The 22,240-nt window shown below is 70.0% G+C and carries 20 protein-coding genes; 11 read left to right on the top strand and 9 right to left on the bottom strand.

The window, feature by feature from the left end; all coding sequences use genetic code 11:
- Positions 1 to 32 precede the first annotated feature (32 nt).
- Both NR792_RS09700 and NR792_RS09695 read right to left on the bottom strand, forming a co-directional pair.
- Positions 33 to 491 (bottom strand): SMI1/KNR4 family protein, encoded by a 459-nt coding sequence (locus tag NR792_RS09700; RefSeq protein WP_375759775.1) that lies wholly within the window; start codon positions 489 to 491, stop codon positions 33 to 35.
- A 9-nt stretch (positions 492 to 500) separates the two neighbouring features.
- Complete coding sequence (locus tag NR792_RS09695; RefSeq protein WP_375759774.1) at positions 501 to 1,160, bottom strand: hypothetical protein; 660 nt, start codon at positions 1,158 to 1,160, stop codon at positions 501 to 503.
- An 89-nt stretch (positions 1,161 to 1,249) separates the two neighbouring features.
- Between NR792_RS09695 and NR792_RS09690 the strand changes: the two genes are divergently transcribed.
- The 4 genes from NR792_RS09690 to NR792_RS09675 all read left to right on the top strand — a co-directional run bounded on the left by NR792_RS09690 (position 1,250) and on the right by NR792_RS09675 (position 5,283).
- Positions 1,250 to 1,795 (top strand): ester cyclase, encoded by a 546-nt coding sequence (locus tag NR792_RS09690; protein ID WP_375759773.1) that lies wholly within the window; start codon positions 1,250 to 1,252, stop codon positions 1,793 to 1,795.
- A gap of 35 nt (positions 1,796 to 1,830) precedes the next feature.
- Positions 1,831 to 3,210 (top strand): pyridoxal phosphate-dependent decarboxylase family protein, encoded by a 1,380-nt coding sequence (locus tag NR792_RS09685; protein ID WP_375759772.1) that lies wholly within the window; start codon positions 1,831 to 1,833, stop codon positions 3,208 to 3,210.
- Positions 3,211 to 3,457: 247 nt separating this feature from the next.
- Entirely contained in the window at positions 3,458 to 4,549 is a 1,092-nt protein-coding gene (locus tag NR792_RS09680) for a saccharopine dehydrogenase family protein (RefSeq protein ID WP_375759771.1), read from the top strand.
- Entirely contained in the window at positions 4,549 to 5,283 is a 735-nt protein-coding gene (locus tag NR792_RS09675; protein ID WP_375759770.1) for a TetR/AcrR family transcriptional regulator, read from the top strand. Before NR792_RS09680 ends, NR792_RS09675 begins: the two co-directional genes overlap by 1 nt.
- Here NR792_RS09675 and NR792_RS09670 read toward each other — a convergent pair.
- Together NR792_RS09670 and NR792_RS09665 are read right to left on the bottom strand one after the other, a co-directional pair.
- Positions 5,213 to 5,989 (bottom strand): SDR family NAD(P)-dependent oxidoreductase, encoded by a 777-nt coding sequence (locus NR792_RS09670; protein WP_375759769.1) that lies wholly within the window; start codon positions 5,987 to 5,989, stop codon positions 5,213 to 5,215. The genes NR792_RS09675 and NR792_RS09670 overlap by 71 nt on opposite strands.
- Positions 5,989 to 6,660 carry an SDR family oxidoreductase gene (locus NR792_RS09665; protein WP_375759768.1) on the bottom strand — a complete coding sequence of 224 codons (672 nt, stop codon included), beginning with the start codon at positions 6,658 to 6,660 and terminating at the stop codon, positions 5,989 to 5,991. Before NR792_RS09665 ends, NR792_RS09670 begins: the two co-directional genes overlap by 1 nt.
- 373 nt (positions 6,661 to 7,033) lie before the next feature.
- Here NR792_RS09665 and NR792_RS09660 point away from each other — a divergent pair, with 373 nt between their 5' ends.
- The 4 genes from NR792_RS09660 to NR792_RS09645 all read left to right on the top strand — a co-directional run bounded on the left by NR792_RS09660 (position 7,034) and on the right by NR792_RS09645 (position 12,663).
- On the top strand, positions 7,034 to 8,635 hold the full coding sequence (locus tag NR792_RS09660; RefSeq protein ID WP_375759767.1) for an alpha/beta hydrolase: 1,602 nt from the start codon (positions 7,034 to 7,036) through the stop codon (positions 8,633 to 8,635).
- 349 nt (positions 8,636 to 8,984) lie between these two features.
- Complete coding sequence (locus tag NR792_RS09655; protein WP_375759766.1) at positions 8,985 to 11,063, top strand: sodium-translocating pyrophosphatase; 2,079 nt, start codon at positions 8,985 to 8,987, stop codon at positions 11,061 to 11,063.
- A gap of 268 nt (positions 11,064 to 11,331) precedes the next feature.
- On the top strand, positions 11,332 to 11,529 hold the full coding sequence (locus NR792_RS09650; RefSeq protein WP_375759765.1) for a hypothetical protein: 198 nt from the start codon (positions 11,332 to 11,334) through the stop codon (positions 11,527 to 11,529).
- A gap of 117 nt (positions 11,530 to 11,646) precedes the next feature.
- Positions 11,647 to 12,663 (top strand): hypothetical protein, encoded by a 1,017-nt coding sequence (locus NR792_RS09645; protein ID WP_375759764.1) that lies wholly within the window; start codon positions 11,647 to 11,649, stop codon positions 12,661 to 12,663.
- Between the two features lie 3 nt (positions 12,664 to 12,666).
- Here NR792_RS09645 and NR792_RS09640 read toward each other — a convergent pair whose 3' ends face one another.
- Positions 12,667 to 14,196, bottom strand: a complete 1,530-nt coding sequence (locus tag NR792_RS09640; protein WP_375759763.1) for a M28 family metallopeptidase — start codon at positions 14,194 to 14,196, stop codon at positions 12,667 to 12,669.
- Between the two features lie 46 nt (positions 14,197 to 14,242).
- On the bottom strand, positions 14,243 to 15,259 hold the full coding sequence (locus NR792_RS09635; RefSeq protein WP_375759762.1) for an alcohol dehydrogenase: 1,017 nt from the start codon (positions 15,257 to 15,259) through the stop codon (positions 14,243 to 14,245).
- Between the two features lie 354 nt (positions 15,260 to 15,613).
- On the opposite strand from NR792_RS09635, the gene NR792_RS09630 reads away from it, so the two are divergent.
- Positions 15,614 to 16,591, top strand: a complete 978-nt coding sequence (locus NR792_RS09630; RefSeq protein ID WP_375759761.1) for an NAD(P)-dependent oxidoreductase — start codon at positions 15,614 to 15,616, stop codon at positions 16,589 to 16,591.
- An 11-nt stretch (positions 16,592 to 16,602) separates the two neighbouring features.
- On the opposite strand, the gene NR792_RS09625 is transcribed toward NR792_RS09630, so the two are convergent.
- Positions 16,603 to 17,343, bottom strand: a complete 741-nt coding sequence (locus tag NR792_RS09625; protein WP_375759760.1) for a fatty acid desaturase — start codon at positions 17,341 to 17,343, stop codon at positions 16,603 to 16,605.
- Positions 17,344 to 17,675: 332 nt separating this feature from the next.
- Here NR792_RS09625 and NR792_RS09620 point away from each other — a divergent pair, with 332 nt between their 5' ends.
- Together NR792_RS09620 and NR792_RS09615 are read left to right on the top strand one after the other, a co-directional pair.
- Positions 17,676 to 19,259, top strand: coding sequence for a family 16 glycosylhydrolase (locus tag NR792_RS09620; RefSeq protein ID WP_375759759.1), 1,584 nt, complete (start codon positions 17,676 to 17,678; stop codon positions 19,257 to 19,259).
- Positions 19,260 to 19,390: 131 nt separating this feature from the next.
- Complete coding sequence (locus NR792_RS09615; protein ID WP_375759758.1) at positions 19,391 to 19,903, top strand: hypothetical protein; 513 nt, start codon at positions 19,391 to 19,393, stop codon at positions 19,901 to 19,903.
- 11 nt (positions 19,904 to 19,914) lie between these two features.
- On the opposite strand, the gene NR792_RS09610 is transcribed toward NR792_RS09615, so the two are convergent.
- Positions 19,915 to 20,784: an OmpA family protein gene (locus NR792_RS09610; RefSeq protein ID WP_375759757.1), complete on the bottom strand. Its 870-nt coding sequence runs from the start codon at positions 20,782 to 20,784 to the stop codon at positions 19,915 to 19,917.
- Positions 20,785 to 20,928: 144 nt separating this feature from the next.
- The gene (locus NR792_RS09605) at positions 20,929 to 22,107 is read right to left on the bottom strand and encodes a right-handed parallel beta-helix repeat-containing protein (RefSeq protein ID WP_375759756.1); all 1,179 of its coding nucleotides are present in this window, start codon (positions 22,105 to 22,107) and stop codon (positions 20,929 to 20,931) included.
- Positions 22,108 to 22,240 lie beyond the last annotated feature (133 nt).

The following is a 22,240-nucleotide window of genomic DNA, read 5'->3' as shown; positions in this document are numbered from 1 at the left end:
GGTGTCCCTCGTGCGCCACGCGCGGGCGGTGCTCACCCGTCCAGCCAGAAGGCGCTGTTGCTGCTGCGAAGAGCCTCTTCCAGGAACTCGCCGAAGGATGACGCAACGGGCACCAGTTCGGGGAATGTCTCGTGCCACGCATCGAAGAGGCGGTAGCGGCCGGACTCACTCCGTGCCGTGTCCAGGACGACGTAGTCGGAGTCCTGCATGTCCACCAGCGTGTAGAGGGATGCCGGTCCGGCCTCGTCCCCATCGTTGCCGCGGATAGCGACGCGTGCCCGCAGGATTTGCTCGAGCGGCAGCACCCGGAAGCGGGTGTCCGGCGAGGAGACGAAGAGGTCACATCCGTTGCAGTGCAGGTAGAAGGCGCGCAGGTCTTCATCAAGCCTCCATCCCACGCGTGCCTCGAAGACAGAGACTTGCGCGAGTGTGGCAGGAGGACGAGGGAAGTGGCGTTGGGAGACTTCGGCCAGCAGTCTTTCCAGGGACATGGCGGCTCCTCAATCGACGTACGGACGCGCGGGGCCCGGCATGAGCCACTTGCCGCCAGGGGCGTAGCAGGCAGGGTACTCGTCGTTGAAGACTTGATGCACGTCCTGCGGGACCGGAAGCACGTTGTCGGGCGCCACCGGCGGACCGCCGTGCGCCAGGTCGAAAATGTGGTGGCCTTGCCAGTTGACTCCGTTGGTTGACGGCCACTCTCCGAACTCAGAGCCCCACTGGCGACGAAAACCTTCACGTGCGTTCTTCCACTTCTCCCGCAGTTGGCGGCCGTTCGACACGGTCGGGTAGTCGCAGCAGCAGTGGGTGATGGCAAGGCGTCCACCCGCCTCCGCGGGCAGGAAGAGGTAGCGTCCCTGCCAGTCCCCCTTGATATCGGCCAGCCACATGCAGCCCATGAGCGGATAGCCCTGCGCCGAGCACTTCCGCTCGCACCGGGACAGAAACGCGGCGCTGCACTGCCAGGGCCCGTAATAGATGGTCGTCCGGAGCTGGCCGCCGTCCGGCGTCCTGATGACCGAACCGACCCACTTCGCGCGCGCAGGGCTCCCTCCACCCCCGGCGGTCGCAGACCCGCACCCGACGAGAGCCAGGAGGGCAGCAGCGCTCGCGGCACGACGGAAGGTTGCAACGGCTGTCATGACAATCCATGTCAGCATGGCCGATGCTGCCAGGTCACGGGTTCGGTTCTTGTCGGGCGCCTGCGGTCCCTCCGGTGTAGATCTCCCGCCATTCCCCTGAGGCCCCCGTGACGACTGAAGCCAAGCGCAAGGCGCGACAGAAGCTGGTCCTGGATCATTTTCGCGACGAGGTGAAGCAGGACTGGGACGCGGTCCTGTCGACCTTCCCGCATCCGCACTACGAGCTGGTCCCCACCATGAAGGTGCATGACGGGAACCCCGCGGTGCGGGACTACTACCGGGAAACGCGCGTGGCGTTTCCGGACCAGCACCATGAAATCATCGCCCTGCGACACAGCGACGACGCCGTCATCGTCGAGTTCTGGCTGATGGGCACCCACCTGGGACCGCTGGGAGCCATTCCGCCCACGGGCAGCCGCTTCCGGGTGCGCATGAGCGCGTACTTCATCTTCGACGAGGCCGAGAAGCTCGTCTGCGAGCGCGTCTACTTCGACACGCTCAGCATGCTCAAACAGCTCCTGGGGGGATTGGACATGAAGTCGCCGAAGAACTGGCTCCTGGCCGTCCGCTGCTTCAAGGGACTCCTCGCCATGTCCAGCGGCACGCCCGCCCCCGAGCTCACCGAGACCCGGCCGCCCACCTTCGCGGACTGACGTGGCACTGGCTTCCACTGGGGACCCTTGCGACCATGAGCGACCTGCTCTCCCGTGACCTCTCCCTGCTTCCGGACCTGCTCGAGCAGGCCCGCGCGAGCGCCCTCGAGTTCCTCACCGCCCTGCCCGAGCGCCCCGCGGGCATCCGCCCCGCGCCGCCCGCGCCGCTGGGATTGCCCGATGCAGGACTGGGCGCCGGGGAGGCGCTCGCGCTCTTCCGCCGCCGCTACGAGGCCGGGCTCTCCGGCTCGGCGGGGCCGCGCTACCTCGGCTTCGTCACCGGCGGCACCACCCCCGCGGCGCTCATGGGCGACTGGCTCGTCTCCACGTACGACCAGAACGTGAGCAACGACGGCGACTCGCTCGCCACCAGCGTGGAGCGCGAGGCGCTGGGACTCCTGCGCTCCCTCTTCGGCCTGCCGGAGTCCTTCGAGGGCGCCTTCGTCAGCGGTGCGACGGCGGCGAACCTCGTCTCGCTGGCCACCGCGCGACAGTGGGTGATGGAGCGGCTCGGCCACGACGTGAGCGAGGAGGGGCTGTGGGGGCTGCCGAAGCCCGTGGTGCTGGGCGGCGCGCCGCACGCGAGCGTGCTCAAGGCGCTCTCCATTCTCGGCATGGGACGGCGCTCGGTGGAGGGCGTCCCCTGTCTCCCGGGCCGGCCCGTCATGGATCCGAAGGCGCTCGAGTCGCGGCTCGCGGCGCTTGGTGGTGCCCCGGCCATCGTGCTCGCGAGCGCGGGGGAAGTGAACACCGGGGACTTCGACGACCTGGAGGCGCTGGGGCAGTCGTGTCGCCGCCACGGGGCCTGGCTGCACGTGGACGGCGCCTTCGGCATCTTCGCGGCCTGCAGCCCGGCGCATGCGCAGCTGCTGCGGGGGCTCGCTCACGCGGACTCGGTCGCGGCGGACGGTCACAAGTGGCTCAACGTCCCCTACGACTCCGGCATCGTCTTCACGCGCCACCTCGCGTTGCAGGAGCGCGTCTTCCGCGCGGTGGCCGCCTACCTCGGCCAGGGGCCGGATCTGCTGCACCGCACGCCCGAGAACTCGCGCCGCTTCCGGGCGCTGCCCGCGTGGATGACGCTCATGGCCTACGGCCGCGACGGGCACCGCGCGCTCGTCGAGCGCAGCTGCGCGCTCGCCCGTGGCCTGGGGGAGGGAATCGCGGCGTCACCGCACTACGCGCTGCTCGCTCCCGTGACGCTGAACATCGTCTGCTTCGCGCTGCGATCGGGGGATGCCGCGCGGCGTGACCGCCTTCTCGAGGCGCTGCAGGCCGACGGGCGCGTGCACTTCACTCCCACGCAGTACGCCGGTCGCCCGGGTCTGCGCGCGGCCTTCTCCAACTGGCGGACGGAAGCGGCGGACCTGCCCCTCATCCTCGCGGCGCTGGAGGCCGCGGCCTCCAGGGTCTAGGCGAGTCCTTCAGGGGGGCATGGGGGCGCGGTGAAGGAGGTCTGCGGCACGCTCAGGCCGCCACAGCCGGCGAAGAGCACGAGGGGGCCATCAAGAGGAGGAAGAGCCCCCGGGTGAAGCCCATGCCCACGGCCGCAACCGTGACGCGCTTCCAGGGGCGAAGTCGAATGTCGTGAAGAAATAGGTCACTTGACCTATATTTCAAGCGGGTCACGGAAAGGGTCCGTGCCTGTGCAGGAGGATCGCCATGGAGTCCGAGGGCCGTGTCGTGCTGGTGGGGGGCTATGGGGTGGTGGGTGCCCAGCTCGCCGTGTTGCTGCGGGAGCGTCACCCGGACCTGCCGCTGCTCATCGCCGGGCGCCGGGAAGCGCCCGCCAGGGAGCTGGCCGCGCGGCTGGGGCGGGCGGAGGGCGTGGCGCTGGATGTCCGTTCGCCCGACGCGTTGACGGCGCTGGGTGGGAAGCCCCGGGCCGTGCTGTCCCTGGTCAACGACCCGGAAGACACGCTGCTGCTGGCGGCGTCACGCGACGGGGTGCCCGTGCTGGACATCACGCGGTGGACGTCCCGGTTGAAGGCCACGGTGCTCCGGCTCTCCGGTGTAGCGCCGGGCGCGCCGGTGTTGCTCGGCTCCGCGTGGATGGCGGGGCTGGTGCCGCGCCTCGTGGCCATCGCGGCGCGGAGGGTGGGGCGCCTGGAGCGCGTGGAGGTGGCCATCCGCTTCGCGCTCGCGGATCAGGCGGGGCCCGACTCGTTGGAGTACATGGACCGGCTGGGCCTGTCCTTCGAGGTGATGGAGGACGGCCAGGAGCGGCAGGTGATGCCGCTGACGGACGGCCGGCGGGTGACGTTCTCCGACGGACGCCCCACCCGGGTCTTCCGGCTCGACACGCCCGAACAGGCGACGCTGCCCCGGGTGCTGGGCGCGCGAACGGTGACGACGCGGCTGGGCTTCGACTCGGGGTCCGCGACCTGGACGCTCGTCGTGCTCCAGCGGCTGGGCATCCTGCGGCTGCTCCAGCATCCCCGCTGGACGTCGCTGCGCCGCACCCTGCTCACCGGCAGCAACACGGGAGGCGAAGCCGCGTGGGTGGCGGACGTGGAGGGAGAACGGGGGCAGGTCCGCATCGAGATGGTGGATCCCCGGGGCCAGGCCCATCTCACCGCCGTCGGAGCGCTGTTGGGCACGGAGCGGCTCCTGGGGCTGGATGGAGCGCCACCGCCACCCCCGGGCGTGTGGTTCCCGGAGCATGAGCCCCGCCCCGAGGAGACGCTGGCCACCCTGCGGGCCTGTGGCGTCGAGGTCCGGATCGACGAGCACCTGGCTCGCGAGGCGGCGTGATGGCCCGCCGCGCGAGCAGGAAACCCGAGGGGACACTGCCGTCCGCGAGCCCCCGGAAGGGGACGGCGGTGCACGCCAAGGGCACCGAGCGTGTGGAGCGCATCCTCGACGCGACCATGGAGGTCCTGGCCGAGGATGGCTATGCCGGACTCAGCCTGCGCGCCGTGGCCCAGCGCGCGGGCGTGAGCCTGGGCAACCTCCAGTACTACTTCCCGGCCAGGCAGGACGTGGTGCGGGCGCTGCTGGCGCGCTACCTGGAGCAGGCCCTCCAGCGGGTCCGCGAGCGGGTGGAAGGCGGAGGAAGCGAACCCGCGCAGCGGCTCCGGCGGGCCGTGGACGCCGTGCTGGAGGACCAGGACTCACCTCGCGCCTGCCGGTTCTTCGCGGAGCTGTGGGCCATGGCCGCGAGGGACGCCATGGTCGCCGACGCGCTCTCGGTCTTCTACGCCGGCTATCGCGCGGGCGTCGTGGAGCTGCTGCGGGAGCTGGCCCCCGACCTCACCCCGGCGCGCAGGGAGCGGCGCGCCGCACTGCTGGTCGCCCTCTTCGAAGGCCTGTCCCTCTTCCGGGGCGGCGGGAACCTGCGCGACGCCTCGGTGCCGGGACTGGAGCAGGAGCTGCGCGTGCTGCTGGAGCAGGTGCTGCTGCCAGGAGAGCCCGGCGTCAGAACGACGGCAGGTCCGACGCCAGATGCGACGACAGCCCGCCGTCCATCACCAGGGCGCTCCCGTTGACGTAGCCGCCAGCGGGCCCTGCGAGGAACGCCACCAGGCCCGCGACCTCCTCTGGCGTTCCGAAGCGCTTCACGGGGATCCGCTCCAGCAGCCGCTGACGTGCGGCCGCGGGCGCGTTCGCCAGCATCTCCGTCTCGATGTAGCCAGGGCAGAGCGCGTTGCAGGTGATGCCGTAGGCTCCCCACTCCGCGGCGATGGCCTTCGAGTAGCCCACGAGCGCGTGCTTGGTGGCCGCGTAGGTGGACGACTGCGCTCCCCCGAAGAGGCCCATGATGGACGCGATGTTCACGATGCGCCCGTAGCCCTGCGCCTTCATGCGCGGCAGCGCCCACTGACACAGGTTGCGCACGCCCTCCACGTTCACGCCGAACAGCAGGTCCCACTCGGCGACGCTCACCTCGTCCGCGCGATGGAACGGTCCACCGAGGCCCGCGTTGTTCACGAGCACTCTCGGCACGCCCACCTTCGCTTCCAGTTGGTCGAGCGCTGACGTCACGTCGTCCCGGCTCGCGACGTCGCAGGCCAGCGGCCATGCGCGGCCCCCGGCCTCCACCAGCTGCTTCTGGAGCTGCTCCAGCGCGGCCACGTCACGGGACAGCAGGGCCACCTCGAATCCGTTCCGGGCCAGGGCGGTGGCGATGGCCGCGCCAATCCCCCGGCTGGCTCCGGTGACGACGGCGACAGGGGCCTTCGGCTGCGTTTCCATCAGAGGACACCTCGGGGCGGGACAAGGCGGATCTCGTCGACCCGCACGTTCAGGGGCTTGATGGCGATCTCCCAGATGCACTGGGCCACGTCCTCCACGGAGAGCATGTCCGCGGGACTGAACTCCGGCCGGGTCTTCCAGAAGGCGGTGTAGACGGCACCGAGCGACAGGAGCGTGGCGCGGATGCCGAACGCCTGGCCCTCCTCGTTCAGGACGCCGGTCAACCCGCGGACGCCGTGCTTGGTCGCGGCGTAGGCGCCGTTCATGGGGAGCGTGAGGTGGTCGCTCACGGAGCCGATGTGGATGATCCGCCCGCCGCCTCGGGACTTCATCCGCCGGAAGGCCTCGCGCGCGCACAGGAACGTCCCCGTGAGGTTCACGGCGAGGCTGCGGTTCCAATCCTCGAGGGACGTCTCGTGGATGGGCGTGAAGACCCCGAAGCCCGCGCAGTTGACCAGGACCGAGAGCGGCCCCGACCGGGCCTCCGCCTTGTCGAACATCGACAGCACGGAGTCCTCGCGGGTGACATCCACGTGCAACGCGTCCGAGGTTTCCGCCGTCACGTCCTGCGCGGCGCTCAGTACGCGAAGCCCTTCCGCGCGCAGCTTGTCGGTGACGGCGCGTCCGATGTCGCCGGTCCCTCCGACGACGATGACATTCCGAGTGCTCAAGCGCCGTGTCCTTCCCCTGGATTCATGCCCGCGAAGTCCGCGGGGAAGGTAGTACGGATGCTTCCTCTACAGGTGAGGGACAGGCCCTGCGATAACGCCTGGCGCGCTCAAGGGAGGCTGCGCTCACCGGCTGTAACGGAGCCAGGCATGCCGGGCGCACGCTGCCGGGGGGCGGTCTCGGGGCCTACCCTCTGGAGTGCGCCCTGAAGGGACGGCGAGCCTCAATGCCTGGCGTCTCCTGGCTGGCAGGCCAAGGCCGGCGCACCTGCCGGGAGCCCGCATGGAGCACTTCCTCACCCACGCCGAGCAGCCCGCCACGGCGCGCCATGCCAGACGTGCAAGCAGGACCTGGCCTCGCTGGCTCCGCTACACCTTGCCGGGGTCCTGGGTCGCGCTGCTCTTCGCATGTCTGGCTTTCACTCCGTCGCTGCTGCCGCGCAGCGGGCCCTTCCAGGGGTTCGTCAGCGGCCTCAGCGCGGCCATCGGCTATGGGCTCGGGTGTCTGGTGGCGTGGCTGTGGCGGGAGTTCGCGGACCGCCCCGCGAGGACCCCGCGCCCGCGCGCGTGGCAAGCCTTCTTCATCACGGGCGGCGTGGCGTTGGCCGCCTCGTTGCTGCTGGGCTGGCATTGGCAGCAGCGCATCCGCGAGCTCATGGGCATGTCCGCGTCGGGGGGCGCGGGGTATCTGCTCGCCCCCTTCGTCGGAGCGGTCATCTTCTTCCTGCTCGTCGCCATGGGACGCGGTCTGCGCGCCGTGTCCCGCGCGTTGGCCACGCGGCTCGCGAGGCACATCGGTCCTCGCGCGGCCCGGGCGACGAGCGGCCTGGCCGTGGTGGTGCTCACCGCGCTGGTGGCCAGCGGCGTGCTGTGGGACGGGCTCATCGCGATGGCGGACCGCACCCTGGCGGTGCAGGACACGATGACCGACGAGGGCGTGGTTCAGCCCCGCACCGCGCTGCGCTCCGGAGGCGCTGGCTCACGCATCGCGTGGGAGTCCCTGGGACGGGAAGGGCGCAACTTCGTGGGGCGGGGGCCCTCCGTCGAGGACCTCTCCCGGTTCCATGGCACGGCCGTGAAGGAGCCGATCCGTGCGTACGCCGGCTATGCCTCCGCGCCGGACGCGGAGGGCCGGGCCGCGCTCGCGGTCGACGACCTGGAGCGGGCAGGGGGCTTTGACCGCGCGTACCTGCTGGTGGCGACGACCACGGGCAGCGGCTGGGTGGTGCCAGAGGCCGTGGACGCCTTCGAGTACATGACCGGCGGCGACTCCGCGATCGTCTCCATGCAGTACTCGCACCTGTGGTCGTGGCTCTCCGTGCTGGTGGATCAGGAGCGGGCCCGGGAGTCGGGCCGCGCGCTCTTCGACGCGGTCTACGAGCGCTGGTCCCGGCTTCCTCCCGCACAGCGGCCGAAGCTGCTGGTGTTCGGAGAGAGCCTGGGCTCCTACGGCGGAGAGACGGCGTTCAGCGGCGAGCGGGACCTGGCCAACCGCACCGACGGGGTGCTCTTCGTCGGGCCGCCGAACTTCAACACCCTGTATCGCGCGTTCACCGACCACCGGGACCCGGGCAGCCCCGAGGTGGAGCCCATCTACCGGCAGGGCCGCATCGTCCGCTTCAGCCGCCGGCCGGGCAGCGACATCCCGCCCGCGTCCGAGCCTTGGGGGGACTCGCGCGTGCTGTACCTGCTCCACCCCTCCGACCCCATCACCTGGTGGAGTCCCCACCTGCTGGTGCGGCGGCCGGACTGGCTGCGCGAGCCGCGAGGCGCCGACGTCCTGGGGGGAATGGTGTGGATCCCCTTCGTGACGTTCTGGCAGGTGACGGCGGACCTTCCCCTGGGGATGGCGGTGCCCCCGGGTTACGGCCACGTCTACACCGGCGAGCACGTGGACGGCTGGGCCGCGCTCCTGCGCCCCGAGGGCTGGAGCGCGGACCAGACGGCACGGCTCAAGGACCTCCTGCGCGCGCGTTGAGAGCGGCGCCTGTGTAAAGGGGGGGCCTCAAACCTTCACCCCGCGTGCCCTCGCGGCCCATCCGCCGGTCCGGGTGGGGCGTTCCAGCGCGTCAGGGGCCCGCTGTGCCCGTGAATCATGAGTGAATCCGGGCACTTCGGCCCCCTCGGCCCTCCCCACCGGTCGTGTCTGACGCGGCGGGCCCCTTCCGCGCTGGCGGCCCCGGACGGGCCCGGCTGGCCGCGGATCCGCTCCGAGGCTCCCAGCTTGCCCTGAAATCACGTATAGGCCCTCCGCACATTTCGCGCGGTACGCGAGCGATCCGCAGGGCGAGCGGTCTGAGGCCCCCGGGACTGCTCTGGAGGAACGGATGGAGTTGTCGAGTCTCGAGTCGAATTTCTGGGCAATCGCACCGAGCGTCATCGGCGCCGTGGGTCTGCTCTTCTCTGCGTTCTTCTACTTCCGCGTCAAGGCGCTCCCTGACGGTGACGCGACGATGAACCGCATCGCGGGCTACATCCGCGAAGGCGCGATGGCGTTCCTCGTCCGCGAATACAAGGTGCTGGCCATCTACTGCGTGGTCGTGGCGATCGCCATCGGCCTGGCGCTGGGGCCGACGGCGAGCGCGAGCTTCGTGGCGGGCGCGTTCCTGTCGCTGCTCGCGGGCTACATCGGCATGAAGGCCGCGACGTTCGCGAACGTGCGCACCGCGCAGGCCGCGCGCACCGGCTCCAAGCCGAACGCGCTGCTGGTCGCGCTGGATGGCGGCGCCGTGATGGGCCTCGCCGTCGCCGGCCTGGGCCTCATCGGCATGGGCGCCGTCTACTACTTCTTCCGGTCCAGCAAGGAGCTCTCTCCCATCCTCCACTCGTTCGCCGTGGGCGCCAGCTCCATCGCGCTCTTCGCGCGCGTGGGCGGCGGCATCTACACCAAGGCCGCGGACGTGGGCTCCGACATCGCCGGCAAGGTCATCGAGAACATCCCCGAGGACGACCCGCGCAACCCCGGCGTCATCGCCGACAACGTGGGTGACAACGTGGGCGACGTGGCCGGCATGGGCGCGGACATCTACGAGTCCATGGTGGCCGCCATCGTCGCCGCCATGGCCATCGCGCTGACGGCCAACTCCACGGAGCTCTCCCGCCTCGTGGTGGACTCCTCGGCGACGGGCTCCGCGAAGGTCGCGGGCGTCATCCTCCCGCTGGTGCTGTCCGCGGTGGGCCTGGTGGTCAGCCTGCTGAGCATCTTCATCGCTCGCGCGCTCAAGCACATGAACCCCGCGCAGGTCCTGCGCAGCGCGCTCATCATGCCCCCCGTCATCCTGGTGGGCCTGTCGTTCGTGATGATGAACGTGTTCGGCCTGTCCCAGTCCATCACGGTGGCGCTGGCCGCGGGCGCCTTCGGCGGCGCCATCATCGGCCTCGTCACGGACTACTACACGTCCTCCACGCCGGTGCAGCGCATCGCGGAGGCCTCCATCACGGGCGCGGGCACCAACCTCATCCGCGGCCTCGCGGTGGGCATGGAGAGCGTGGGCATCTCCATGGCGACCATCGCCCTGGTGGCCTACATCGCGGACCGCGCGCTCGGCCTGTACGGCATCGCGCTGTCGGCGGTGGGCATGCTGGGTGGCACCGCCGTCGTGATGACGGTGGACGCGTACGGCCCCATCTCCGACAACGCGGGCGGCATCTCCGAGATGTCCGGCCTGGGCCCGGACGTGCGCGCCATCACCGACGAGCTGGACGCGGTGGGCAACACCACGGCGGCCATCGGCAAGGGCTTCGCCATCGGCTCCGCGACGCTCACCGTCATCGCGCTCTTCTCGGCGTTCAACCTGGAGGTCAACCACACGCGCATCGCCAACGGTCTGGCGGAGATGAGCCTGGAGCTGACCAACCCGAACGTCATCGTGGGCCTGCTGCTGGGCTCCATCCTGCCGTTCCTCGTGGGCGCCTCCACGATGCTCGCCGTGGGCCGCGCCGCCGGCGCCATCGTCGAGGAGATTGGCCGTCAGTTCCGTGAGATTCCCGGCCTGATGGAGCTCAAGGCCGAGCCGGACCCCAAGAAGATCGTCGACATCTCCACCAAGAGCGCCCTGCGCGAGATGATCTTCCCGGGCCTCATCGCCATCGTCGCCCCGCCGCTGGTGGGCTACATCCTGGGGCCCCTCGCGCTCGCGGGCCTGCTGGCCGGTTCGCTCGTCGTCGGCGCCACCATGGCCCTCTACATGGCCAACGCGGGCGGTGCGTGGGACAACGCCAAGAAGTTCATCGAGAAGGGCAAGCTGCCGGGCCACGCGAAGGGCTCGGCGGTCCACAAGGCCGCCGTCGTCGGCGACATGGTGGGCGACCCGTTCAAGGACACGTCGGGCCCCGGCGTGGCCATCCTCATCAAGGTCATGAGCGTCGTCTCGCTGCTCGTGGCCTCGCTGATCGCGCTGCGGTAGCGCGAACCCGGGGTGCGGCCCCCTGCCTGGGCGCGCCGCACCCGGGGTGTGGAAGACCGAACACCCGGCCGGGCGATGTCTGGCCGGGCCATGGGGCGGTGGGCGACCGCGTGCTTACACTTCACGGTGTTCCGCGATCGCCTGCGCGCCAGGCCTCAGGAGCAGCAGCAGCCTCGGCCTTCACGGCCTGACGCGCGCGCGCTCGCACCCGCTCCCTCGGGTGCGTGGGGGAGGAGTGCCACCGCTGTTTCCGACAGTGAGGTGTCCCATGGTCCTGGAGCTCTCCCCGCAGCAGATCCACCTCCTCCATGCTTGTCTGGCCGAAAGCATCGATGGGCTGCACGACGAGGTCCTCCACACCGACGAGCGAGACCTGCGCGGCGAGCTGAGGGACAGGCTCGAGCAGCTGCAGGCCCTCCAGCGCCACGTGGAAGCCCGGCTGCAGCAGGACCAGCCGTCGCTCTGACGGGGGCGGGCCTGGCCCCCTGGTGGGAGGCCCGGGGAGCAGGCCCTGCGAAACCGTGCGGTGAGCTGAGGAAATCGCGCTAAGCCGCGATTCCCACTCCGCTCCCCGAGGTTTCCGATGAAGCATCTCCTGCTGTCCGCCGCCACGGCGCTGGGCCTGACGTTGGCGTCCGCACCGGCGCAGGCCCAGTCCCCCGGTCCCTTCTCGCCGTTCGCGCCGTTCGAGCTGCGGGTGAACTTCCAGCCCGCGAACGTGCCGGTGCCCGCCGGCTTCGTGGCGGACTCCGGCCAGGTGTACGGCAACCGGGGCAACGGCTTCACCTACGGGTGGAACCAGGACAACACCGCCAACACGCGGGACCGCAACAACCCCAACACCCCGTCGCAGGCGTACGACACCCTCATCCGCACGCAGAACGGCGCGAACTACACCTGGGAGCTGGCCGTGCCCAACGGCTACTACGAGGTGCGGCTGGTGGCGGGGGACTCGGACTTCACCGACAGCGAGTACGCCTTCAGCGTCGAGTACTACGGCGACGTGCTGCGCGGCACGCCGACGGCGGATCAGCACTTCTTCGAAGCGGTGAAGCTGGTGGACGTGAGCGACGGCAAGCTCACGGTGCGCAGCAGCAGCCCGGCCGTGAACAACAAGCTCGCGTTCCTGGAGGTGAAGCGGAAGTTCGGCATCGACATCAACTTCCAGCCCGCGTCCAACCCGCCCCTGGAGAACTTCGGCTACCTGCCGGACAACGGGCTCGTCTACGGCGCGCGGCAGTTCGGCTTCACCTATGGGTGGAACGTGGACAACACGGCCAACATGGTGGACGCGGGCCATGACGTGGACATCGTCGCGCAGCGCCACGCGCGCATGCAGCAGGGCGGCGAGCGCGTCTGGGAGATCGCCGTGCCCAACGGCGTCTACGAGGTGAGCATGCTGGCCGGCGAGCCGTTCAACTATGTGGGCGCCTACCGCATCCAGGCGGAGGACACGGTGGTGCTCAGCGGCATGCCCACCGGCTACGGCTTCACCACCGGCATCGCGCGCGTCGCGGTGCACGACGGGCGCCTCACGGTGAAGAGCGCGCCGGGCGCGGGGAACAACCGCATCAACGCGGTCTACATCCGCCAGCAGTAGCCCTCAGCGCGGGGCGGGGGTGGGCTTGCCCTCCAGGGGATGTCCCCGGGTGCCAGCGGCCCACTCCTCCCAGACGTTGAAGGCCTTCATCTGCTGGCCCAGGTCGGTGTCCCGGATGAGCGCCTCCACCTCCGCGCGGCTCTGGCGGGGCAGCTTCTCGTCCATGGTGGCGAAGCCCCACGCGAGCGCGCCCACCACGGCCGCGTTGGCGCGCAGCGTGCGGGCGTCGCACTGTTCGAACTCGTCCGAGCGCGCGTGGTAGTTGGGCCCGTACGTGGCCGGCTCCTGGTTGGCGATGAGGTTGGCCACGCCGTGCATCATGAAGTCGAAGTTGTCGGTGCCCACCACCGGCACGTTCAGCTGCGTGAAGGGCCCCAGGCCTTCCACCGGCTTCAGCGCCCGGTCCACCAGCGGCACCAGCGGCGCCCGGCCGTTCGTGTAGAAGCCGGTGATGCGCCCGCAACCGATGTCCACCGACAGCGCCAGCGTGTGCCGGTCCAGCTCCGCCGCGTGCGTGCGCGCATAGCCGGCCGAGCCGTACATGCCCTGCTCCTCGCCGTTCCACAGCGCGAAGCGCACGGTGCGCGCGGGCTTCAGGCCCAGGCGCTGCATCTGCCGCGCGAGGTCGAGGAGCATCGCGACGTTGGCCCCGTTGTCCAGCGCGCCACCGCCCAGGTCCCAGCTGTCCAGGTGCGCGCCCAGCACGACGACCTCGTCCGGGCGCGTGGTGCCGCGAATCTCGCCAATGACGTTGCGTGCCTCGTAGGGGCCGCCTGTCCGCAGGTCCAGCGCCGCGGTGAGGCTCAGGGCCTTGCCCGCGCGCAATAGCCGCAGCGCGCGCTTCGCGCCGTCGCGCTCCATCACCATCATGGGGCGGGTGTTCCGGGGGCCCACGGAGACGCTGTGCCGGTAGAGCTGGTTGCCGGGCCGGCTGCCCATGTAGACGACGCCGGCCACGCCCGCGGCGAACGCGCGGGACTCGATGAGCGCCGCCTCGTCGTACTCGCGGAACAGCCCGTCGACGTCCTTGAGCTCGTCCGTCTCCACCAGCAGGAACGCGCCCCGCGCCTTCGCGCCCAGCCGCTGGAAGTCCGCGTCCGTGCCGCGGCCCACCTCCAGCAGGGGCGCGGTGAGGCCGCCCTTGGCGGTGGCGGTGGAGAAGGGCATCGCGGCCACGCGCGGGGCGAAGCGCACGCCCGGGCCCTGCACGGAGGCGGTGGCGCCGCGCTCCAGCCACAGCGCCGGCATGGGGAAGGCTTCCGCGCGCGCCGTCACGCCCGCGGCGCGGAAGCGCTCCAGCGCCCATTCCACGGAGCGGTGGTTGGCTTCGGAGCCCGTGGCCCGGCCGCCCACCTCGTCCACCAGCGAGCGCAGGTCCTCCAGCATGGGCGTCCCTCCCAGCACGCTCCCCACGAGCAGCGCGGCCTCACGCTCCCGCGCGGAAGGGAGGGGCGCGTCGGCCCTGGAGGGTGCCGGGAGGGCCAGGGCGAGGGACAGCGCCGCGAGGCGCAGCAGCGGGCGGGAAGGGGACATGCCGCAAGCATTCCCACCCCGCCCGTTCCCCGGCAAGCACGAGCCTTCAGCGCATCTTGAGCACGACCCGGAAGCGGGCCTTGTTGCTCATCATCCGCTCGAAGGCTTCCGAAGCGCGGTCCAGGGGGAACACCTCGTTGCGCGAGCGCACCCCCGCGAGCGCGCTGAAGGCCATGGTCTCCTGCGAGTCCTGGGGCACGCCGCTGGGCCAGCCCTGGATGCGCGTGCGCTTTCCAATCATGGACAGGCTGCTGACGGGGATGGGCTCCGCGCCCGCGCCCAACAGCAGCAGGGTGCCATTGCGCCCCAGGCCTCCGAGCAGCTCGCCCGCCAGGCTGCTGCTCGACGCGGTCATCATGATGACGCGCGCGCCCCCGAGCTTCTGGAGGGCCTCGGCCGGGGAGCCCTTCTCCGTGTCGATGTATTCGTGCGCGCCCAGCTCGAGCGCCAGCGGCCGCTTGTCCGCGCCGCGCGAGATGGCGACGGTGCGGTAGCCGAACTTCTGGGCGTACTGGATGGCCAGGTGGCCCAGGCCGCCAATGCCTTGCACCGCCACCAGGTCCCCCGGCCGCGCCCCCATGTTGCGCAGGGAGTTGTACGTGGTGACGCCCGCGCAGAGCAGGGGCGCGGCATCCTCGGAGCTCATCCCCTCCGGGATGCGGGCCAGGGCTTCCTGGGGCGCGAGGAGATACTCCGCATAGCCGCCGTCGTAGCTGATGCCGCAGATCTGCTGCTTCTCGCAGGTGACGAAGTCTCCGCTGCGGCACGCGACACACTGGCCGCAATGGCCTCCGTGCCAGCCCACGCCGACGTGCTGTCCTTCCTTCCAGGCCGTCACGCCGGAACCCACCCGGTCGATGCGGCCCACGACTTCATGGCCCGGCACCCGGGGGTACTGGATGGGCATCCAGCCCTCCTTGGTGATGGCATCGCTGTGACAGACGCCACACGCTTCCACGGCGAGCCGGACCTGCCCCGGACCGGGCTCGGGGATCTCGCGCTCCACGAGCTCCAGCGGGCCTCCCGCCTTCGGCACCTGCACTGCCTTCATCTTCCTGGCCATGGCGTCTCCTCGGAGGGAGGGATGGGGATGACGCGGTGCGGGCGCACAGGGAGTGCGGGAGGACGCCGGGAAGGAGGGCGAGCAGGAGGGACAGGCGTTGGCGGCCAGCCCGGGTCGGGCAACCGGGGCCCCGGGCCCTGCTCCCCGGGCACGTCCTCTGGATTGCGGAGCGGACAGGCGCCGAGCTGAGCTCCGAGCCCAGTCCTCCGCAGGCGGTGCGCGCTCCATAGGCAGCGATTGCAATGCCTCCCGGATGGCAGCGATGACGACGATGCGCCGAAGCACGTCGCGCGAGTACCGGCGGTGATTGCCGGCGTTGCGCCAGCCGGAGATGAGCCCTTCGGTTTCACGGAAATGGTTTCAAGACCTCGAGGAATCGTCGTTGGGCGTTGCCGCGGTGTCTGTGCTCTCATCCCCAGGCACCGGTCCCAGGACCGCGCTTGCTCGAAACAACAGGGGATTGAGATGACGAAGCTGGCGGTGATTGGCAGTGGGCTCATGGGAACCTCGCTGGCGCGGGCCTTCGCGGCGGCGGGGCATGACGTCGCGGTGTGGAACCGGACGCCGAGCAAGGCGAAGGCTGTGGGCGGTGGCACCGCCGCGTTCGAGAACCTGGTGGAGGCCGTGTCCGGGCGGGAGCTGGTGGTCATCTCGGTGTCCACCTACGCCGCCAGCGCCGAGCTGCTCTCCTCGCAGGCCGTCGCGTCGGCCCTGGCCGGAAAGACGGTCGTCCAGCTCACCAGTGGCTCACCGGCGGACGCCCGGAGCGGACTGGAGTGGGCGAGGGCCTATGGCGTGGACTACCTGGACGCGGCCATCCTCGCCTTTCCCGCGTTCGTGGCCACCGACTACGCCACGGTCTTCTACGCGGGCTCGCGCGCCGTCTTCGACCGGCACCTGGAGACCCTCCAGGCCATCGCCAGGAACTCTGTCTTCGTCGACGAGAAGATCGGCTCCGCCGCGACGCTCGACTGCGCCATCCTGGAGGCCTTCTACGGAGGCTCCCTGGCGGTCCTCCACGCCGCGGCGATGTGTCAGGCGGAAGGGCTGGACCCGAAGGCCTTCTTCGCCCAGAAGAACTCCTTCCTGGGGTTGATCTCCGTCACCGCCGACGCCGCGCAGGGGATGATCGAGAACAACGACTTCACCGGCCAGCAGTGCAGCCTCAACACCCACGTCGCGGCCCTCGAGCACATCGTCCGGCTGAGCACGGACGCCCGCATCAGCTCCCGCTTCCCCCGGGAGCTGCTGGAGAACTACCGGCGGGCCCTGGGCGCGGGCCTGGGTGAGCAGGAATTGCCCGCCGTGTTCCGCACCCTGAAGCAGGACTGAGCCCGTCCCCTTCAGAACGTCGCGCGCTTCTCCAATCCGGGAAGCGCCGCGTCCAGGCGCTTGGCCAGCTCTGGCAGCTTGATGGTGGGCACCGCCGGGAAGAGGTGGTGCTCCAGGTGATAGAACATGCTGAACGTGACCAGGTTCTTCCACCCGGTGCGCTGGGTCCGCGCGAGCGCCGGGGCGTCCTGCGTGTCGTGATGCACGGTCCACACGGCGAAGAAGGCCATCAGGCACTCACCCAGGACCATCACCGCGACGTGGTAGATGAGGAAGTGAAGCCGCAGGTGGAAGACCCCGGCGACGAAGACCGCGATGGAGGCCAGCTCGAACAGGACGTTCCAGCGGTACTTCCCGTCTCCCTGCTGGAGCGTCACCTTGTGGATCAGGAACATGTGGACGGGGCCGTACAGGATGGCGCCGTACCAGGACATGCCCGCGGACTTCCCCTCGTAGTCCCCCTCCGCCAGGGTGTAGCGGTGATGTCTCAGGTGATTGAACTTCACCGCGTGGAGCGAGACCACCATCAGCACGCTGTTGAGATACAGCGTGAGCCAGGTCAGGAACCGGTTCGTGCCCAGTGCGCGGTGGAAGCCGTTGTGGACCTGCCTCAGGCCCGTGAGGAAGAAGAAGGCCGAAAAGGGCAGGGCGAGGGCGTAGTGCTCGAAGTACGCCAGCAGCATCGAGACCAGGAACCAGGGAAGGGTCAGGTTGTTCTCGATGAGGAGCTCCCGGGTCGAGAGCGTCCTCAAGTCCTTCCACTTCACACCGCGGAGCAGTTCCGGAGGGGCCATGTCGAGGGTGATGCCCGACGACGGGGGAACAGCGACGTCGCAACGGCTGTGTTTCCTCGGCGGTTCTAACAACCCCCCGTTCCACCTGGCGGGACACGGCCTCCCAGGGCATCAGCTGGCGGACTCAGGGATAGAAGCCGGGCGGGCTGCTTCCGGCTCATGGTTCCGCAGACCTGGACTGTTCAAAACGGTATAGCTCCAAAATCTGGACAACTGGATTTCCACGCCTAACCGTGAAGTGCGCGTTCTCCTTGCCGGGCAGTGCCTACGTCCACTCCCGGGAGATTCGCATGCAGTCATCCAGACGAGGTCCAGCCCCACGCTTCACCCCGCTGTTCGCCGCCCTGTTCCTGGCGCTGGTCCCGGCGGTCAGCGCCGCGCAGACGAGCACCGTGCAGCGGCTCGGCACCCCCAACCTGTCGGCGCAGCCGGGCCAGGCCGTGACGCTGGCGATGCGGTTCAACGCCGTGCCCATGGCGGAGAACTACAACGTCTTCATCCACTTCATCGACCAGAACGGCGTGAACCACGCCCCTGCTGGCGCGGACCACCTGCCGCCGGTGGGCACGTCGCAGTGGAGCGGGGCCGTTGCCTACAACCGCACCGTGACGCTTCCCACGTCAATGCCACTGGGCACCTATGCCATCCGGGTGGGCCTCTCCCAGACCCACTCGCCGTGGGCCCGCGTCGCGCTGGCGATGGGCAGCGGCGTCACCGTCGATGATCAGTTCCGCTACACCGTCGGCACGCTCACCGTGGGCGCGCAGCAGCCCGCCACCACCCAGGTCCTCCAGCTCTCCACCCCCAGCCTGTCCGGTCAGGCCGGGCAGAACGTGACGCTGGGGATGCGGTTCAACGCGGTGCCGATGAGCCAGAGCTACTACGTCTTCGTCCACCTGGTGGATGCCAACGGCGTGCAGTACCCCAACCTGGGCGCGGACCACCTGCCGCCCGTGAGCACGACCTCCTGGAGCGGCGCCATCGCCTACAACCGCGTCGTGGCGCTCCCCACCAACCTGGCGGCGGGCACGTACACGGTTCGCGTGGGGCTCTACAGCATGACCGCGCCCTCCTATCCGCGCGTCGCGCTGGCCGCGGGCAGCGGCGTCACGGCGGACGGCGAGCTTCGCTACATCGTCGGCACGCTCACCGTCGGCGGCGGGCAGCCTCCGGGCAACGGGCCCGTCGGGCAGGACGCGAGCGCGTACGTGCTGACCTTCCAGGAGGAGTTCAACAACGGCTTCAACACCAGCGTGTGGAACGACCACATCTGGTACGAGTCCTCCAACCCCACCGTCAACTACGCGGTCCGCAACGGCGTCCTGAAGATCTGGCCGCAGCGCGACGCCAGCGGCAGCTTCTTCAACCGGACCATCGACACGGACGGGAAGTACCAGCAGCGCTACGGCTACTTCGAGATGCAGGCGAAGCTGCCCATCGGCAGGGGCGTGTGGCCCGCGTTCTGGCTCCTCGCCCACCCGGGGGACCGCCGCCCTGAAATCGACATCATGGAGGCGTACCCGGGCGGTGGCCCCAACAGCGGCTGGGGTGACAGCAACCTGCACCCGGTCGCCTTCGCCGCCACCGTGTGGCCCAACGGCTCCAGCAACCCCACCGCGGGCACCCGCACGTTGCAGACGCCCGACCTGTCGGCGGCCTTCCACACGTACGCCGTGAAGTGGGAGCCGAACCGGCAGACCTTCTACTTCGACGGGCAGCCGTTCCTCACCATCGACGTCACCATGGGGGACCCGATGTACCTCCTGCTGGACCTGTGGTTCGGCAGCGCGAGCGGCACCCCGGACAGCTCGACCCCGACCGGTGAGGGCAACGCGTTCGAGGTCAACTACGTCCGCGCCTGGCAGTTCCGGTAGCGGGACACCGCCCGACGAAAAGAAGAGGCGGTCAGGCCCTCAGCGCCTGACCGCCAGTTCCTGGTATGTCGCCCCGCCAGACAGACACCGGGAGCGACCGAATGAAGCGGATGTATCGGATATGGCTTGGGATGCTTTCGCTGGCGGCCGTGGGCCTCGCGGAGGCCTCTCCGCCCGAGAAGCCGGACAGCGAGCGCGTGGCGCTCACCTTCGCGGATCCGGCGTGTTCGGCGGAGCAGAGCACGAGCTGCCTCTGCGTGGGGACGCCGGGGACTGCGACGACCCAGCTCGAGGACATTGGCGTGGACATCAACGTCTTGAAGACGGGCGGGTGGCCCTGCGTCCAGGGAGACTTCGACAAGGATGGCCAGCCGGACTACGCGTTCCCGGGCCAGGGCTACTCATGCAACGGGGCCGTGCCGGTGCGGGTGCTCTTCACGAAGGACGGGAGGGTCCGGGAGGTGGTCGCCCTCCCGCGTGAGGTGAGCTGCCTGCAGCTCTACGGCATCCGGTCCAAGCCGGGCCGCCATGGCACGCCCAGGACCGCGCGCCAGGGGCTGGTCGACTGGGGCGAGGGCAACGCCACCTGGGTCTACCTGTTCAACGGCAAGAAGTGGCGGGCGTCCCGCCACCTCTCCGAATAGGACCGGCGAGCCTACCGGCCGGGCTTCTTCCCGACGGCGGGCTTCACGGCGGGCGCCTTCGCGGGAGTCCCCTTCACGGGCGTCGCCTTCGCGGTGGCCGCCTTCGCGATGGCGGGGTTGCGCCGGGCAGCCTGCTCCGGAATCAACAGCAGCTCGATGCGGCGGTTGCGGGCGCGTCCCTGCGGCGAGGCGTTGGCCGCCAGGGGCCGCGTGTCGCCGTAGCCCGCCGCGAGCATGCGCTTCGCGGGCACGCCGCCCTGGTCCTGGAGGTAGCGCACCACGTTGACGGCGCGCGCGACGGACAGCTCCCAGTTGGTGGGGAAGGTGGCCTGGAGCTTCTGCGTGGGCGGGGAGTCGTCGGTGTGGCCCGTCACCTGGATGAGCTTGTCATCCACCTTGGACAGCACGCCGCCCAGCCGCGTGAGGACCTCCTGGCCGCGCGCGCTGATGCTGGCGTCGCCCGAATCGAAGAGGACCTTGTCCACCAGGTCCACCTGGAGCCGGCCCCCGTCCTGCGTCAGGCGGATGGCGCCCTCGGCGATCTCCTTCTTCATCTTGTCCTGCAGGTCCTCGTAGGTGGCCTTGAGCCGGGCCAGCTCCGCCTCCTGCTCCTGCACCGTCTGGCTGAGCTGCTCCTTCTCCGTGCTGAGCTGCTCCTTCTCCGTGGACAGCTTCGCGCGCTCCGCCTCCAGCGCGGCCAGCTTCGCCTCCAGCGCTTGCTTCGCGGCCTCCGCTTCGCCGGCCCGGGCCGTTGCCGAAGCCGCCTCCGCGTCCGCGCGGGTCGTGCTGCGATGCGACAGATAGAGCACCAGGCCCGCGAGCACCGACACCAGCGCTGTCACCAGCCAGGGCACCCAGGCCCTTCCGCGTTCCGTTTCCATGTCGCGACCTCCAGGTGGAATGGATGGAGGCCACGCTAGTGAAAGGCCCCGGGTGCGCCTCAAGGCGACCCGGGTGCGTGAAGGTGTCTGGAGGTTCATTGTTCCAGCCAGGGCAGCCGGGTGTGGCTGCGCCGGCGGGTACCGTCAGAAGGGCGAACAGCTGATGCCGACGCAGTCGCCCGCGGCGTTGTTCCGCGCGACGTTTCCGCCGCCGTCGAAGGCGGTGGGCGCGTAGAGGCCGAAGCCCGCGTTGCCCAGGGCAAGGTTGTTGATCAGCGTGGGAGTGCCAGGCGGATTCACGCGGAGTCCATCCCCGTCATTGTTGAGGAACCGGTTGCCGCGGATGATTCCCGTGAGCGGGCCAGGGACGGTGGTGCCTTCGCGGTCGGACAGGGTCAGGCCGCTCGCGTTGTCATGGAAGGTGTTGCCGTCGATGTAGACCGTCACCACCGCGGCAGCGAGCCCCGTGCCGTTGTTGGAGACGAGCGAGCCGAGCATCGAGAGCTTGAGCGGCTCCCAAACCGGCTCGGTGGCCGGCGCGAACGCGGCATTGTTCGCGATGACCGTGTTCTCGAACCGTATCTCGTCGCAGATCCGGAAGCCGGGGTCATTGCGGATCGAGCCGACCGTGTCGTTCCCCGCGATCGTGCTCGACCTGATGCGGATGAGGCCTTCCCAGCAGTTGAAGGCGCTCCCATTGGACGTGAACGTGGAGCTGAGCACGTCGATGTTGTGGAAGTCCGCGAGCATCGCGAGTTCGTTGTGGGTGAACACCGACGACCTCACGTCGAAGTTGCCGCTGGACGCATCCAGCTCCCCCCGCATCCCGACGCTGTTCCCGCTCACACGGCACTCGGTGATGAGGAAGTTCGTGGTGGCCTCGTTGAAGACACCCGCGTAGCCGCCGAGGAGCGCGAGCTTGTGGAGGCGCACGTTCACCACACCGGAGCCGCTGGGAACCATGATGGCCCGGCCGAATCCCTGGATCGTGCCATTGCGCACCATGCTGTGGGTCCGGAGCGCGATGCCTTGCGAATCGGTATTCGCCGGACCCGTGCGGCGCACGGTGTGGCCGCCCAGGTCCAGGACGACGCCTTCGCCCACGACCTGGAGCGCGAAGGGCGCCGAGCTGGGGCAGTTGAGGTCGTGAGTCAGTCGCGTATGTACGGTGATGGTGTCACCGCACCGGACGGCGGCGCCGCCGCTGAACGCAACCGGTGCCTCCGCGTCGAAAGGAACCGTGCCACGGGCCTGGACGTCGGGCGCTCCCGTGAGCAAGGTGGTCACAGCCAGCGCCACGGCGAATCCGCGTGTCTGCTTCATGCTGCCTCCCCGGGCCGGAGAGCTCCGGCCACCGGCGGACAGGCTATTCACGACGCTCTTCGCGGCTTCCCCCCCAGCGGTGTCAGCGTGCCGCCCGGGGAGCGACAGCGTGGATGCGCCCAAGGGTGAAGCG

The organism is Corallococcus exercitus (assembly GCF_042231735.1).
GTDB lineage: Bacteria > Myxococcota > Myxococcia > Myxococcales > Myxococcaceae > Corallococcus > Corallococcus exercitus_B.
This window is presented reverse-complemented; position numbering and strand designations above follow the sequence as displayed.